Annotated in this window: 15 protein-coding genes; 4 read left to right on the top strand and 11 right to left on the bottom strand. The window is 76.6% G+C overall.

From position 1 onward, the window contains the following. Positions 1-160: 160 nt before the first annotated feature. From MHY85_RS05905 to MHY85_RS05925, 5 genes are all read right to left on the bottom strand, one after another. The gene (locus MHY85_RS05905) at positions 161-1216 is read right to left on the bottom strand and encodes a low specificity L-threonine aldolase (RefSeq protein ID WP_239194116.1); all 1056 of its coding nucleotides are present in this window, start codon (positions 1214-1216) and stop codon (positions 161-163) included. Positions 1217-1251: 35 nt separating this feature from the next. Further along, positions 1252-1674 (bottom strand): Fur family transcriptional regulator, encoded by a 423-nt coding sequence (locus MHY85_RS05910; protein ID WP_239194118.1) that lies wholly within the window; start codon positions 1672-1674, stop codon positions 1252-1254. Positions 1675-1819: 145 nt separating this feature from the next. Further along, complete coding sequence (locus MHY85_RS05915; protein ID WP_146840281.1) at positions 1820-2101, bottom strand: HU family DNA-binding protein; 282 nt, start codon at positions 2099-2101, stop codon at positions 1820-1822. A gap of 140 nt (positions 2102-2241) precedes the next feature. Next, positions 2242-3306, bottom strand: coding sequence for a PHP domain-containing protein (locus MHY85_RS05920; RefSeq protein WP_239194120.1), 1065 nt, complete (start codon positions 3304-3306; stop codon positions 2242-2244). Between the two features lie 3 nt (positions 3307-3309). Beyond that, positions 3310-4341 (bottom strand): Ku protein, encoded by a 1032-nt coding sequence (locus tag MHY85_RS05925; protein ID WP_239194122.1) that lies wholly within the window; start codon positions 4339-4341, stop codon positions 3310-3312. Positions 4342-4418: 77 nt separating this feature from the next. Between MHY85_RS05925 and MHY85_RS05930 the strand changes: the two genes are divergently transcribed. Further along, positions 4419-5345 carry a DNA ligase gene (locus tag MHY85_RS05930; protein ID WP_239194154.1) on the top strand — a complete coding sequence of 309 codons (927 nt, stop codon included), beginning with the start codon at positions 4419-4421 and terminating at the stop codon, positions 5343-5345. Between the two features lie 130 nt (positions 5346-5475). Beyond that, a complete protein-coding gene (locus MHY85_RS05935) occupies positions 5476-6060 on the top strand; it encodes a Dps family protein (protein ID WP_239194124.1) in 585 nt (194 codons plus the stop codon). A 118-nt stretch (positions 6061-6178) separates the two neighbouring features. On the opposite strand, the gene MHY85_RS05940 is transcribed toward MHY85_RS05935, so the two are convergent. The 3 genes from MHY85_RS05940 to MHY85_RS05950 all read right to left on the bottom strand — a co-directional run bounded on the left by MHY85_RS05940 (position 6179) and on the right by MHY85_RS05950 (position 9433). Next, positions 6179-6388 (bottom strand): hypothetical protein, encoded by a 210-nt coding sequence (locus tag MHY85_RS05940; protein ID WP_154730199.1) that lies wholly within the window; start codon positions 6386-6388, stop codon positions 6179-6181. Between the two features lie 77 nt (positions 6389-6465). Then, positions 6466-7614, bottom strand: a complete 1149-nt coding sequence (locus tag MHY85_RS05945; RefSeq protein ID WP_239194134.1) for a hypothetical protein — start codon at positions 7612-7614, stop codon at positions 6466-6468. Next, complete coding sequence (locus tag MHY85_RS05950; protein ID WP_239194136.1) at positions 7559-9433, bottom strand: glycosyltransferase; 1875 nt, start codon at positions 9431-9433, stop codon at positions 7559-7561. The genes MHY85_RS05945 and MHY85_RS05950 overlap by 56 nt, the downstream gene beginning before the upstream one ends. Before the next feature lie 118 nt (positions 9434-9551). Here MHY85_RS05950 and MHY85_RS05955 point away from each other — a divergent pair, with 118 nt between their 5' ends. Then, positions 9552-10859: an EAL domain-containing protein gene (locus tag MHY85_RS05955; RefSeq protein ID WP_239194138.1), complete on the top strand. Its 1308-nt coding sequence runs from the start codon at positions 9552-9554 to the stop codon at positions 10857-10859. 44 nt (positions 10860-10903) lie between these two features. Next, positions 10904-12061, top strand: a complete 1158-nt coding sequence (locus MHY85_RS05960; protein ID WP_239194140.1) for a M20/M25/M40 family metallo-hydrolase — start codon at positions 10904-10906, stop codon at positions 12059-12061. A gap of 15 nt (positions 12062-12076) precedes the next feature. Here the strand turns inward: MHY85_RS05960 and MHY85_RS05965 are convergent, their stop codons facing one another. From MHY85_RS05965 to MHY85_RS05975, 3 genes are all read right to left on the bottom strand, one after another. Continuing rightward, positions 12077-12931, bottom strand: coding sequence for an aminotransferase class IV (locus MHY85_RS05965; protein ID WP_239194142.1), 855 nt, complete (start codon positions 12929-12931; stop codon positions 12077-12079). A gap of 71 nt (positions 12932-13002) precedes the next feature. Beyond that, positions 13003-13560 (bottom strand): hypothetical protein, encoded by a 558-nt coding sequence (locus MHY85_RS05970; protein WP_239194144.1) that lies wholly within the window; start codon positions 13558-13560, stop codon positions 13003-13005. Positions 13561-13732: 172 nt separating this feature from the next. Continuing rightward, positions 13733-14464 (bottom strand): ANTAR domain-containing protein, encoded by a 732-nt coding sequence (locus tag MHY85_RS05975; RefSeq protein ID WP_239194146.1) that lies wholly within the window; start codon positions 14462-14464, stop codon positions 13733-13735. Between the last annotated feature and the right edge of the window lie 219 nt (positions 14465-14683).

Here is a 14683-nt window from a genome sequence, read left to right on the forward strand (position 1 = left end):
GCCCCTTCGCGTCCCGGACGTCGCACGTCGGGACCGGCCACGGCGTGCGGCGTCGCACGTGCGCCGAGATAGGACCGTTCCGTCGAGATAGGGCCGTCCGCGGTCCTATCTCGACGCGCAGGTCCTATCTCGGCGGTTCTGGCGGCCCGAGACGCGCGGGTCAGGCCGCCGCGGACGCCGCGCCGGCGACCGCCGCCACGAAGGCGTCGACGTCCGCCTCGGTGGTGTCGAACGCGCACATCCAGCGGACCTCGCCCGTGGCGCGGTTCCAGTCGTAGAACCGCCGCACCTCGCGCAGCGCGTCCGCGACCCCCGCCGGCAGCGCCGCGAACACCGCGTTCGCGTCCGTCGCCTGGGTGATCCGCACGCCCGGCACGGCCTCCACGCCCGCCCGGAGCCGCTGCGCCATCGCGTTGGCGTGCCGTGCGGACCGCAGCCACAGGTCGCCCTCGTACAGCGCGACCAGCTGCGCCGAGACGAACCGCATCTTGGACGCGAGCTGCATGTCGACCTTGCGCTGGAACGCGATGCCGGGCGTCGACCCCGGGGTCAGCTCGAGGACCGCCTCGCCGAACAGGATGCCGTTCTTGGTGCCACCGAGGGACACGACGTCGACGCCGACGTCGGTGGTGAGCGCGCGCAGGGGCAGGTCGAGCGCCGCCGCCGCGTTGCCGAGCCGCGAGCCGTCCAGATGCACCCGCAGGCCGAGGGCGTGCGCGTGGGCGGTGATCGCGAGGATCTCGTCCGGGCTGTAGACGGTGCCGAGCTCGGTGGCCTGGGTGATCGAGACGACGCCGGGCTGGGCGCGGTGCTGGTCGTCGAAGCCGTGCGCGTGCCGGTCCACGAGCTCCGGGGTCAGCTTGCCGTCGGGCGTCGGCACCGTCAGCAGCTTGATCCCCCCGACCCGCTCGGGGGCCGCGTTCTCGTCGGTGTTGATGTGCGCGGTCTCCGCGCAGATCACGGCGCCCCACCGCGGGAGCATCGTCTGCAGGGCGACGACGTTCGCGCCGGTGCCGTTGAACACCGGGTACGCCGTCGCGTCGGCGCCGAAGTGGCCGCGGAGCACGTCCTGCAGGTGCTCGGTGTACGGGTCGGCGCCGTAGCCCGGGACGTGCCCGTCGTTGGCGGTCGCGAGGGCCGCGAGGATCTCCGGGTGCACCCCGGCGTAGTTGTCGGAGGCGAAGTCGTGCCGGGCGGGGTCGTGCAGTCTGTCCACCCGCCCATCCTCCCCCACGGGGGCGGGTGCCCCGGTCAGCGGGCCGCGGCGGCCTCGGCGGCCCGGCGGGCGCGGCACTCGGCGCAGGTGCCGAGCAGCTCGATGGTGTGCTCGACGTCGGAGAAGTCGTGCGCGGCGCCCACCTGCTCGGCCCACGCCTCGGCACCCGGCCCGTCGATCTCGACCGCCTTGCCGCACGACCGGCAGACCAGGTGGTGGTGGTGGCTGCGCCGGACGCAGCGCCGGTACACGGCCTCCCCGTCGGGCGAGCGCAGCACGTCGACGTCGCCCGCGTCGGCGAGCGCCTGGACCGCGCGGTACACGGTCGCCAGGCCGGTGGTCGACCCCTGGGAGCGCAGCAGGTCGTGCAGCTGCTGGGCGGAGCGGAACTCGTCGAGGTCGTCGAGCAGCCCGAGGATCTCGGTGCGCTGCTTCGTGGTGCGCTGCGTGACGGCCATCGTGCGTGCTCCCTCCTCCGCGCGCCCCTCGGCGGGACGGCGGACCATGCTACTCAACGCGCGCGGGGACCCGATCCGTTCCCGGGCGCGCCGCGAGCCGGGGACCCGTCGGGTCCCCGGCTCGCGTGCGGTGCTGCGGGGTCGCTCAGTTGGCGACGGCGCGCTTGAGGGCGCTGCCGGCGGTCAGCTTCACGCGGTAGCCGGCGGGGATGTCCAGCTTCTCGCCGGTCTGCGGGTTGATGCCGGTGCGCGCGGCACGGTCGGCACGGGACACCGCGAGCAGGCCCGGGATGGTCACGCTCTCGCCGGCGCTGAGCTGCTCGACCAGGACCTCCTGGAAGGCCTTGAGGGCCGCGTCGGCGGCGGTGTTGGTGAGCCCGGCCTTGGCGGCGATGGCCTGGACGAGCTCGGTGCGGTTCACGCTCACGGATGTGCTCCTATGTGTTCGAACTGGGTGCGCGGGCCGCTCGGCGCCTGCGTGGGGCGTCAGCTTCCGGCGGACCGACGCGGACGACCATAACGGCAGGCAGGGCGCTTCTCCGCATCGCCACGCGGTCGGTGTGTCGCTCAGGCAGCGACTCTGCGGCCCCCGAGGTGCGCCAGGAGGGTGTCGAGCGGCCACGCGTCGAGCACCCGGTCGGGCCCGATGCCGTGCGCGGCGGCCCGGTCGCACCCCACCGGCTGCCACGACAGCTGCCCCGGCGCGTGCGCGTCGGTGTCGATCGTGAACAGGCAGCCGGCGTCGACCGCGACGTCGAGGAGCGCGTGCGGCGGGTCGAGCCGGTCGGGGCGGCAGTTCACCTCGACGGCGACGCCGTGCTCCGCGCAGTCGGCGAACACGGCTGCCGCGTCGAACTCGCTCTGCGGCCGCTGCCGCTTGCCGGTGAGCTGCCGCCCGGTGCAGTGGCCCAGCACGTCGACCCGCGGGTTCGCGACGGCCGCGCGCATCCGCCGGGTCATCGCCGCGGCGTCCATCCGCAGCTTCGAGTGCACCGAGGCCACGACGACGTCGAGCCGGTCCAGCAGGTCCGGCTCCTGGTCGATCGAGCCGTCGTCCAGGATGTCGACCTCGATGCCGGTGAGCACGCGGAACGGCGCGATCGCCCGGTTCAGCGCCTCGATCTGCTCGATCTGGGCGCGCAGCCGCGCGGGCGACAGGCCGTTGGCCACGGTGAGCCGGGGCGAGTGGTCGGTGATCGCCAGGTACTCGTGCCCGAGCTCCATCGCGGCCAGCACCATCTCCTGCGCGGTGGTCGAGCCGTCGCTGGCCTCGGTGTGGGCGTGCAGGTCGCCGCGCAGGGCCGCCCGGAGGGCGGCTCCGTCCCCGGTCGGCTCGGCCGCGGGGTACTTCTGCTCCAGGTCGAGCAGGTACGGCACCGGGCCGCCCGCCGCGGCGTCCGCGGCCACCTCGGCGGTGCGGGCGCCCACGCCCGGCAGATCCGTCAGCGTGCCCGCGGCGAGCCGCGCCCGGACCTCGTCGGGGCCCGTGCGCTCCAGCGACCGGACGGCGGCCCGGAACGCGTCGGCGCGGTACGACGTCGCGCCGCCGCGCTCGAGCAGGAACGCCGCGCGCCGCAGCGCGGCCACGACGGCCTCGTGCACGGACGCGGCGTCCCCGGGTGCGCTCGCCACGCGTCAGGACGCCCGCTTGCGCCGGGTGCGCGCGGGCTTCTCGTCGGCCGCCTTGTCCCCGGCCGGCTTCTCGTCGTCGGCCTTCTTCGCCCGGGACCGGGTCGAGGTCGACTTCCGGGCGGGCTCCTCCTCGGCGTCGGCGTCGGCGGCCTTCGACCGGGACGACTTCCGGGCCGGCGCCTTCTTCTCGGCCTTCTCCCCGTCGCCGGGCGCCTCGGCGGCCGCGCCGGACGACGCACCACCCCCGCCGCGCGCCTTCTCGACGCTGCGCTGCAGCGCGGCGAGCAGGTCGACGACCTCGCCCGCGGGCTGGCCGCCCTCGCCGACCTCCTCGGCCTGCGGCACGGCCTGCGTGCGACCCGAGGACACCTTCGCCTCGATGACCTGCTCGAGCGCCGCGCGGTACCGGTCCTCGAACCCGGAGGGGTCGAAGTCGCCGGCCAGGGACTCGACCAGCGAGGACGCCATCGCGAGCTCCTGGGGCTTGACGGTGACGTCCTGGTCGAGGATCGGGAAGTCGGCCTCGCGCACCTCGTCCGGCCACAGCAGCGTCTGCAGGCAGATCACGTCGTCCCGGACCCGCAGCACGGCCATCGACTCCCGCTGCCGGAGGGCGACCTTGACGACCGCCATCCGGTCGGTGCTGGTCAGCGCCTCGCGCAGCAGCGCGTACGGCTTCGCGGCGGTGCGGTCCGGCTCCAGGTAGTAGGTCTTGGCGAGCAGGATCGGGTCGACCTGGTCGGCGGGGACGAACTCGATGACCTCGATCTCCCGCTCGGTGGCGAGCGGGAGCTGCTCGAGGTCCTCGTCGGTGAGGACGACGAGCTGGCCGTCGTCGGTCTCGTAGCCCTTGGCGATCTCGCTGTACTCGACGGGCTCGTCCTCGATGGAGCAGACCTTGCGGTACCGGATCCGCCCGCCGTCCTTCTTGTGCACCTGGTGCAGCGGCACCTCGTGCTCGCCCGTGGCCGCGTACAGCTTCACGGGCACGTTGACCAGCCCGAACGCGACGGCGCCCTTCCAGATCGCGCGCACAGTGACCACCCTCCCCGGCGGGGCGGCTCCCCCGCGACGACTTCGCGTGCTGTGGGCAGGATGGACCCGTGCAGCCCATGCTCGCCACCCCTGTGGCCGTTCCCGGTCGCCTGCCCGACGGCCCCGGCTGGCGGTTCGAGGTGAAGTGGGACGGCGTCCGCATCCTCGCCGACACCACGGGCGACCGCCTCCGGCTGCTCGGCCGCAACGGCCGGGACGCCGCGCTCGCGTACCCCGAGCTGGACGCACTGGCGGCGCTCCCCGCCGGGACCGTGATCGACGGCGAGGTGGTGGCGCTGCGCGACGGCGTGCCGTCGTTCCCGGCCCTCGCCGAGCGGATGCACGTCCGGGACCGCGCCCGGGCCGCCGCGCTCGCCCGCCGGGTCCCCGTGAGCTACCTGGTCTTCGACGTGCCGGTCCTCGCCGGCGAGGACCTGACCCGCCGGCCGTTCACCGAGCGCCGCGACGCGCTGGAGGCGGTCGCGCTCCCGGAGCACGTGCAGCTCTCCCCGGTGTACGACGACGGGGACGTGATCTGGTCCGCCACCCGGGCCCAGGGTCTGGAGGGCGTCGTCGCCAAGCGCGCCGCCTCGACGTACCAGCCGGGCCGCCGGTCGGCGGACTGGCTCAAGGCGGTGCACCACAGCACGCGGACCGCGGTGATCGGCGGGTGGCGCCCGGAGACCACCGGCAGCGGCCGGATGGGGGCGGTGCTGCTCGGCGCGCCGGACGCGGCGGGCGACCTGCACTTCCTGTGCCGCGCGGGCAGCGGGCTCGCCGGCGCCCTGGCCCGGGACCTGACGGCGGCGCTGCGGCCCCTCGAGCGGGCGACCTCGCCGTTCGCGGAGCGGCTGGAGCCGGTCGACGCCCGGGGCACGGTCTGGGTCGAGCCGCGGGTGCTGCTGGACGTCCGGTACCTCACCCGGACGCCGTCGGGGCGGCTCCGCCAGCCGGTGCTCCGCGGTCGCCGCGAGGACACCGCGGCGGACCCCTGGGAGGTCTGACCCGGTCCGGCCGCGGTCCCGCCGCGGGACCCCGCGCCCCGTCCGACCTGCGATTGCGCGACCCTCGGGGTTGGGGCAGCGTGGGTCCCAGCCGGCGCCGTCGGGCGCCGAGGACGCAAGGAGGAGACGAATGGTCCGCCGCACGGAGCTCCCGAAGTACACGGTCCCGTCGCTGACGGTCGAGGACGGCCGGACGGTCGCCGCGATCCTGCAGCAGCGCCTCAACGCGCTCAACGACCTCGCGCTCACGCTCAAGCACATCCACTGGAACGTGACCGGCCCGCACTTCATCGCGGTGCACGAGATGATCGACCCGCAGGTCGACGCCGTGCGCGCCATGGTCGACCAGATCGCCGAGCGGATCGCCACCCTGGGCGTCGCCCCGGTGGGCACCCCCGGCGCCCTGGTCCAGGACCGGAGCTGGGACGACTACTCGATCGGCCGGGCGGGTGCGATCGAGCACCTCGGCGCGCTGAACGAGGTCTACGTCGGCGTCGTCACCGACCACCGCGAGGCCGCCGCCGCGACGGAGGACCTCGACACCGTCACCAACGACCTGCTGGTCGGCCACCTGCACGAGCTGGAGCTGTTCCACTGGTTCGTGCGGGCGCACCTGGAGAACGCGGGTGGCGAGCTCAGCACCGCCGGCGCCGAGGGCGAGCAGGAGTCGGCGCGCGAGGCCGGCGCCGCCGCCAAGGACCCGTCGACGGTCTGACGCGCCGCGCCGTCGCGCCGGGCACCGACCCGGCGCGGCCCACGGACCGCCGAGGCCCCGGTCACCGTCTGGTGGCCGGGGCCTCGTGCTGCGGGCGGCGTCGCCGGGGCCGCGCCGGTCAGAGCCGCTCGGGGTCGTCCCAGTCGTCCGACGCCGCGATCGCCTCGTCGTCCGGCAGCAGCTCGCTGTCCCGCAGGGTGCGCGGCGCCCGGGACGCGTCGCCGCCGGAGCGCACGTCGGTGGCGCGCAGCTCGGCCTCGGAGGGCAGCGCCTCGGCGCGGTGGTCGGCGGCGGTGTCGGAGGTGAGGTCACGCGGGCGGGTCGTCATGCCTCGGTTGTACCGCGTCGGCCCGGCCGCCACCACCCCGGGGGGCGGGCGCCGGCCCGGCGCGAGGTGCGCGCCCGTCAGCCCAGGACCGCCCGCGTCCAGTCCCCGAGGGTCCCGCCCGAGGTCAGCACCACCAGCCAGCCGATCGCGAGCTGCGCGAGGGCCGCGACCACGATCAGCGCACGCCGGCGCGGACTCGGTGCGCGGGGCACCAGCAGCAGCACGTAGAGCGCGGTCAGCACGACCCACGTCTGGCCCGCGGCCTCGCGCAGCCCGAGCCACAGCGACAGGTACAGCCCCACGACCGCGATGCCCGGCGCGATCAACGACCACGGGTCGCGGACCGCGCGCACCGTGGACGCCACGAGCACGAGCGGCGCGGCCAGCAGCGCCAGGGCGATCTGCCGCAGCGCCGCGACGGCCGACGCCCCGGCGCCACCGGGGACCCAGCCGGCCGGCGTCGCCGCCTCCATCCCGCCCAGCGGGTCGGCCGAGAACCACCACGACGCGTAGAGCCAGAACCCGACCGCGGCGACGGCCGGGAACAGCAGCACCGCGACCGTGGCCTCGTTCGCCCGCCAGCCGGACCGGCCCGCGCGGCGGGCGAAGAACGGGGCCACCGCCGCCAGCGTCAGCGCGTACAGCCAGGCGCCCGGGTCGAGCATCACGGCGACGCCCAGCGCGATCCCCGCGCGGAAGCCGGCCTCGGTGGACCGCTGCTCGACGAACGCGGCGATGCCGTCCAGGGCCAGCACGAGCAGCGCCAGCCCGAGCAGGGACACCAGGTCGTTCGACGCCAGGTAGGACAGCGGCGGGGTCAGCACGAGGGTGCCGAGCACGGCCGCGGTCGCCCAGCCGCCCAGCCCCTCCCGCACGAGCACCGCGGCGAGCCGCTGCAGCGTGAACCCCAGCACCCCGGCGGCCAGCAGGCTCATCGCGAGCGTGCTGCCGCCGAGCACCGAGGCCAGCGCGGCCGACAGCGGCGGGAACACCTCGGCGATCCAGGCGAGCCCGCTGTCGCCCCACTGCACCAGGGCGCCGCGCTCGGCGAGCGCCTCGTTGGCCGACGGCACCCAGCCGGCGGCGCGGGAGAGCAGCGCGACGGCGACGAACGGCAGCGCGAGCGCGACCCGCAGGCCCCAGCGGGCGGCGGGCCGGGCCGGCCAGGTGTCAGCCGCGTACCGCCGCGGGGACGTGCGCGGCAGCGGTGACGCCGGTGAGGCCATGTGCGGTCTTCTCCCAGTAGTGCGGCTTCGTGACGAGCTGCCACAGCGCCTTGTACGCGGCGACGGAGTGCAGCAGCCAGTACGCCGGGTTCGCCAGGCCCCACAGGACCAGCCCGTACCGCCGGCGCTTGAACGCGCCCATCATCGAGACGTAGATCATGAGCGCGCTGCCGACGCCGAGGTTGAACAGCGACAGCCAGAGAACCCAGCCGGGGAACAGGAACGACAGCTGGTGCGGGTCGAGGAACAACGACGCGAGGAACACGGCGTACAGCAGCGGCACCGCGAGGAACGTCGCGGGCGTGCCCCCGACCAGGAACAGGAACGACAGCGTCTGCCGCAGCCCCGCGACCTGCACGAGCCGGAACGGCTGGCGCAGGTGCACGAGCGTCGTCTGCATGTAGCCCTTGATCCACCGGGACCGCTGCCGGACGAAGTTCGGGTACGAGGTGTTCGCCTCCTCGTAGGTCGTCGAGTCGATGACGCCGACCCGCATCCCCTCCGCCGACGCCCGGATGCCCAGGTCCGCGTCCTCGGTCACGTTGTACGGGTCCCAGCCGCCGAGCCGGCGCAGCCCGCTGACCCGGAAGTGGTTCGACGTGCCGCCGAGCGGGATGGCGAGCCGCCCGTACTCCAGGCCGGGCAGCATGTAGTCGAACCAGAAGGAGTACTCGAGCGTGAACATGCGGGTCAGCGCGTTCTCGTCGGCGTTGAAGTAGTTGAGCGCGGCCTGCACGCAGACCAGCTCCTCCCCGGCCTGCCGGAACGCGAGCACCGCCTTCTTGAGCTGGTCGGGCTCGGGCTTGTCCTCCGCGTCGTAGATCACCAGGTACTCGCCGGTCGCGAACTCCAGGCCGACGTTGCACGCCTTGGGCTTGGTCTGCGGCGCGCCCGCGGGAACCGTGATGAACCGGAAGTGGGCGGGCGGGTTCGCCGCCTCCGCGGCGGCGCGGGTCTCGGTGTCGTCCTCCTCGACCAGGATCAGCACCTCGAGCAGGTGCGCGGGGTAGTCGAGCGCGCCGAGGTTGCCGATGAGGTTCGCGACGATGTTCGCCTCCTTGTACACCGGCACCAGGACCGTGTACCGGGGCAGCTCGTGGTCCGGCAGCGCGGCCAGCGCCGCGGCGTCGGTGCGGGTCACGTGCTCCATGCGCGCGCCGCGCAGCGAGGCCCAGAACTTGAACCCGGTCCCGACCAGGAACGCCAGGCCGACGACCACGGACAGCGTGACGACGACGGCGCGCAGGTCGGCCACCGCGGCGAGCACCACGAGCACGAGCGCGACCACGAGCGCGACCTTCTGCCAGGTGACGAGCACCGTGCGGGCCGACTGCGCCGGCGAGCGGCCCCACAGCCCCAGGCTCGCCCGGTCGCGCAGGTCGGCGCCGTACCGGTCGAGGACGGCCTGCTGGAAGTCCCACCGGTCGGCGAGCACCAGGTACGGCTCCTCGCCCAGCGCGGCGGCGATCGCGGCGCGCCGCCCGGGCGTCGGCTCGTCGACCACCGCCACGACCAGGGTCCCGTCGCCGCGGCGCTCCAGCGGCAGCCACTGCTCCGCGAGCACCCGGCCGACGTCGGCGCCCTCCGCGTCCAGCGCCTCGGTGATCCGGGTCGGCACCACGTAGGGCAGGCCCCACAGGTCGGCGAGCGCGCGGGTCAGGGACTCCGAGTCGAGGGCGCCGATCGCGATCAGCACCTGGCCGATGTAGGCACCGGAGTCCGCCGCGACCCGCTCCGCGGCGTCCAGCGTGGCCTTGCTGACCAGGCCCCGGTCGACCAGGTGGTCCCCCACCCGCCGGTCCTGCTGATGTCGCGCCACGCCGCTCCCCCTGTCCTGATCCGCGGCCACGCTAGCCCGCGCGGGCGCCGGGCGCCGCTCCGCACACGCCGACGACCAGGACCTTCAACATCCGCCCGCACCGGCCGATGAGGACGTGGTGACCGTCCTGTCCGCGCCGGAGCACCCCGGTCGGCTGCCCGTGCCGGAGCTGCTCCGCACCGGCGGCGTGCACTGCGCCTACCAGCCCGTGGTCGAGCTCGCGACGGGCGACGTGCTCGGTCGCGAGGCCCTGCTGCGGACCCCGGCGGACTCGGGCTGGCGCTCGCCGCTGGAGGTGCTCGACGCGGCCGAGCAGGCCGGGCTGCTCGGCGAGCTGGAGCGGGCCGCCATGTCGCGCGCCCTGGCGGACGCCGCGGCCGCCGCGGACGGTGCCTCGCACACGCTGTTCCTCAACATCGAGCCGCGGACCCTGTCCCGGCACCTGCCGCTGGTGCTCGAGACGCTCGCGCAGCGCGGCCCGCAGGTGCGCGTCGTCGTGGAGATCACCGAGCGCGCACTGGCCCTCGACCCGGCGGGGATGCTCGACGCGGCCGCCCGGCTGCGCGCGGCCGGGTGCGCCATCGCGCTCGACGACGTCGGTGCGGTCCCGGAGTCGCTGGCGTTCATCCCCCTGCTGGCGCCCGAGATCATCAAGCTCGACCTGCAGCTGCTCCGCACGCTGGAGGACCCCGAGACCATCACGGTCGCGGGGGCCGTCCGGGCGCGCGCGGAGGCCACCGGCGCCCGCGTCGTCGCCGAGGGCATCGAGACCCAGGACGACCTGACCCGGGCGCTGGTGCTCGGCGCCGACCTCGGGCAGGGCTGGTTCCTCGGGCGGCCGCACCGGACCCTGCCCGCGGGCGAGCGCCACACGGGACGCCTGCCGCGCCCGCACGCCCCCGCCGGGGGCGCGGCCACGCCGTTCGAGGTCATCGGCACCCGGCGGGCGGTCCGGCTCGCGCCGAAGCGCCTGCTGCTGCCGCTGTCCCGGACCCTCGAGGCGGCCGCCGTCGCGCACCGGGTGCCCCCGGTCGTGCTCGGCGCGTTCCAGGACGAGCGGTTCTTCACCGGGCGGTCGGCCCGCCGCTACGAGCGGCTGGCGCAGGCGCTGCCGTTCGTCGGCGCGCTCGGCACGGGGCTGCCGGCCGTGCTGCCCCCCGCGGTGCGCTGGGCGTCGATCGACCCGGCCGAGCCGCTCGCGCGGGAGTGGGCGGTGGTCGTGCTGGGCGCGCACGAGTCCGTGGCGCTCGTCGGGCGGGAGATCGACGGCCCGCGGTCCCGGCACTCGGCGGCGGTGGGCGCGCCCGTCGGGTCGCCCGAGGACGACGAACGCGAGTTCGCGTTCGCGGTCACGCACGACCACGGGCTGGTGGCCGAGGCGGCGCAGAGCCTCCTGCGGCGGTTCCGGGCGGACCCGGCGGCCTGACCCGCCGGCGGGCGGGTCCGGGCCGGCACGCCTACCGTCGGGGCATGAGGGGCGACGCCGCGGCCCTGGCCGGGCTCGACGAGGCGGCCCGGCGCCGGCTGCCCGCGGACGCCGGGCGCCTGGAGCGGTACGTGCGCCAGGAGACCCCCACCGGGGCCGTCGACGCGCTCGACGCGCTGGCGGACCTCGTGGTGGCGGACGCCCGGGCGGCCGGATTCCGCGGCGGGCGGGTGCCGACCACCGACCCGGCGTCCGGGGACGCCGTCGCGCTCGACCTGCCCGGGCGCGGCCCCCGCGCCGGGGACGCGCCCGCGCTGCTGCTGGCCCACCACGACACCGTGCACGCCGTCGGCGCCGTCCCGGTCCGCCGGGAGGACGGGGTCCTGCACGGGCCGGGCACCTACGACATGAAGGGCGGGATCGTCGTCGCCCTCGCGGCCGCGGAGCTGCTGCAGGACGCCGGACTCGGCCACCGCCCCGTCCGGCTGCTGGTCACGCCCGACGAGGAGGTGGGCTCCCCGGCCACCAGCGGGCTGATCCGGGACGCCGCCGCCGGCGCCGCGTACGCGCTCGGCCTGGAGGCGCCCGGCGCGCACGGGGGGCTGAAGACGGCGCGGCGCGGGTCCACGCGGCTGCGGCTGCACGTCACCGGCCAGGCCGCGCACGCGGCGGTCGACCCCGGCGCGGGCGTGTCCGCGACCGAGGAGCTGGTCGACCAGCTGCTCGCGGCCCGGCGGTTCCTCGCCGGCCACCCGTCGGTGCTCGCCAACGTGGGCGTCCTGGCCGACGGCACCCGCACGAACGTCGTCGCCGAGCACGCCCGCGCCGACCTGGGCCTCCGGTTCGTCACCGGGGCGAGCGAGCGGGCCGTGCTGCGGCACCTGACCGACCCGGAGCCGGTGCGCAGCGGCGCCGAGGTGCGCGCCGAGGTGCTGTCCCGCAGGCCCGCCTGGGAGCCCGGAGCGGCGTCGGCGGGGCTGCTCGCCGCGGTGACCGCGGCCGCGGCGCGGGTGGGGCAGGAGGTCACGGGGGCGCCCGCGCCCGGGGCGGCCGACACGAACCTCACGGGCGCGGCCGGGCTGCCCACGCTCGACGGGTTCGGCCCGGGCGGCGGCGGGGCCCACGCGGCGACGGAGCACGTGCGGCTGCCCACGGTGGCGGCGCGGGCGGTGCTGCTCGCCGCCACCCTGCACGGGGTCTGAGTCCGCCGGACGGGATCAGGGGTCGACGAGCTCGCGCTGGCGCGCGGCGAACACCCCGGCGACCTCGCGCGTCACCCGGCCCGGTGCTCCCCCGCCGACCGGCACCCCGTCGACGGCCACCACCGCCTGCACGTCCCGGGCGGTCGAGGTCAGGAACACCTCGTCCGACGTGGTCAGCGCGTCGTACGGCAGGTCCACCTCGCGCGCGCCGTGCCACTCGAGCACCAGCGCGCGGGTCACGCCCGCGAGGCACCCGGAGGACAGCGGCGGGGTGAGCAGCTCGCCGTCGCGCACGACGAACACGTTGGTGCCCGTGCCCTCGCACAGCTGCCCCCGGGTGTTCGCGAACACGGCCTCGCTCGCCCCGGCGGCGTGCGCCCGGGCGAGCGCGAGCACGTTCTCGCCGTACGAGGTCGTCTTCAGGCCGGTGAGCGCCCCGACGTCGTTGCGGCGGAACGGCACCGTGATGACGCCGGTCGCCGGCTCCGGGTCGTGGCCGGGAGTGACGCCGAGCACCAGCGTCGGCGGGCCGTCGACGCGTCCGCTGCCCAGGATGCCGGGGCCGCCGGTGAAGGTGATCCGCAGCAGGTCGAAGCCCGTGGTCAGGACGTCGGCGTTCGCCGCCACCACCTCCTGCACCGCGCGCCGGACGACCGTCGGGTCGAAGCCTGGCAGGCCGATGCCGGCCGCGGACCGCGCCATCCGCGCGACGTGCCGGGACAGCGCGAACGGCCGGCCGTGGTCGATCTTGACCGCCTCGAAGACCCCGTCGCCGACCACGAAGCCGTGGTCCCGGGCCGAGGTCGTCGCCTCCGCCTCGGGCACCAGGCGCCCGTTGACCCAGAACACCGTCGACGTCACGTCCGCCACCGCTGCGCTCCCGCGTCCCTCGCGCGCCCGCGCGCTCCGCGGGCCGTCCCGGGCAGCCTAGCCGCGCCCCGTCAGGCGGGGTGGGCGGCCCCGGTCAGGCCGGCCGCCCGGGCGACCTCGCGCCCCCAGGCCGACGCCCGGTCCAGCTCCCCGTCGACCAGCGGCCCGTGCATCCCGGCGACGTGGAAGCCCGCGGGCGGCAGCACGACCCGGCAGCCCGCCCGGCGCAACCGCTTCGCCATCCCCGCCGAGGCGCGCTTCGGAACGGGCCGGTCCACCCGGGTGTCGAAGGCCGCGGCCGGGGTGCCGTCCGCGGCGTCCAGCCCCTCGAGCCACTCCCGCACGCCGCGCCCGCTGTCGGCGTCCGGCTCGGCCTCCGCTCGGCGGCGGGCCTCGGGGTCCTCGAGGTGGTCCGCCCGGCTCCGGCGCGTCTCGGGGCGGCTGAGCGAGAACGCGTGGGTCGGGCCGCCGACGACGACCAGGTCGGTGCGCAGCGCGTCCGGTGCGGCGAGCACGCTGACCACCTCGACGTCCGCGCCCGGCGCCGCGTCCCGCAGACCGGCGGCCACCGCCTCGGCGACGGCGTGGCTGTTCCCGAACATGCTCTCGTACACGACGTGCGCACGCATGGCTGCCTCCCCTGGCTCCCGCGGCGGGCGACGCGACGCCGCGCCGCTCGTGCGGACCACGCTAGGCGCGCCGTCGGGTGCGCGGGTGGGCCCACGGTCCCGGGTCGGGCCCGCAGACGACGCCGCCGGGCCCGCCGGGACGACGCCGGCCGGGCCCGCCGGACCGGCCGGCTCAGGAGCGCCGCGCCGCCTTGGCCGCCCCGCCGCCGAGCCCCCCGCGCCCGCCGGGCCGGACGGCGTGCCGCACGACCGACGCCGCGACGGCCTCCAGGGTCCGGCCCTGCGAGGCGCGCAGCACGTCGAGCACGTGCCGCGCCTCGTCCTCGTCGCAGCCGCGCACCTCCATCAGCACGCCGACCGCGTGGTCGACGGACGCCCGGGTGAGCCGCGCGGCCTCCGCCTCCGGGAGCACCGGGTCGCGGGCGGGGATGGTGCTGTGCAGCTCGATGAGCGAGGCCATCTCGCCGGCGAAGCCCGACGCCCGGCGCACGACCTCGGGGTCGCAGGACCCGGGCTCGTCCAGGTACAGGGTCAGCGCGGCCGTGCCGCCCCGGCTCAGCGGCGCCGGGATCGCCAGCACGCCGCGGAAGCCGGCGCGGAGCGCGGCCGCCCGCCAGGGCCCGACCCCGGGCCCGGCGTCGTCGCGCAGGTCGGCCAGGACCAGCGGGGCTCCGGCGCCCACCGCGTCGCGCCACGGGCCGGCGCCGTCGGCGGCGGCCCCGGTGCGGGTCAGCCGGTCCCCGGCCGACGCGATCAGCCAGTCCGCGCCGCGCCGGCGCGCGTGCACCGCACCCTCGACGGCGCTCCCCGTCCGGCCCGCCACCAGGCGCGCCAGGTCCTCCAGGAGCGCCAGCACGCTGCGCGCGGGCTCCGCGCCCGGCCACACCGCACACACCTCAGCCATCGTCCGTCCGTCCCCCTGGGCAGCACGTGCGGGACTCCTCGCCGAGACCCTGCACCGGTCGCGCGCTGCCGGCGCGCACGCACATCGTGGCACGCCCGGTCGGGCCGAGATGCCCGATTCGTCCCGAGATCGTGCCCGTCGGGCACCGATTAGCCCTGCCGGGTGACCCGCGGGGCGCCGGAACCGGGCGGAGCCGGGCACGCCCGGGCGGGGCGGGCG

Origin of the sequence: Cellulomonas sp. ACRRI (genome assembly GCF_022346185.1) — a bacterium.
Taxonomy (GTDB): Bacteria; Actinomycetota; Actinomycetes; order Actinomycetales; family Cellulomonadaceae; genus Cellulomonas.

Excerpts from the sequence above, each read along its gene's own strand:
- MHY85_RS05910 (WP_239194118.1), bottom strand. The coding sequence starts at position 1,674 with ATGGCCGTCACGCAGCGCACCACGAAGCAGCGCACCGAGATCCTCGGG.
- MHY85_RS05930 (WP_239194154.1), top strand. The coding sequence starts at position 4,419 with ATGCTCGCCACCCCTGTGGCCGTTCCCGGTCGCCTGCCCGACGGCCCC.
- MHY85_RS05935 (WP_239194124.1), top strand. The coding sequence starts at position 5,476 with ATGGTCCGCCGCACGGAGCTCCCGAAGTACACGGTCCCGTCGCTGACG.
- MHY85_RS05940 (WP_154730199.1), bottom strand. The coding sequence starts at position 6,388 with ATGACGACCCGCCCGCGTGACCTCACCTCCGACACCGCCGCCGACCAC.
- MHY85_RS05945 (WP_239194134.1), bottom strand. The coding sequence starts at position 7,614 with ATGGCCTCACCGGCGTCACCGCTGCCGCGCACGTCCCCGCGGCGGTAC.
- MHY85_RS05960 (WP_239194140.1), top strand. The coding sequence starts at position 10,904 with ATGAGGGGCGACGCCGCGGCCCTGGCCGGGCTCGACGAGGCGGCCCGG.
- MHY85_RS05970 (WP_239194144.1), bottom strand. The coding sequence starts at position 13,560 with ATGCGTGCGCACGTCGTGTACGAGAGCATGTTCGGGAACAGCCACGCC.
- MHY85_RS05975 (WP_239194146.1), bottom strand. The coding sequence starts at position 14,464 with ATGGCTGAGGTGTGTGCGGTGTGGCCGGGCGCGGAGCCCGCGCGCAGC.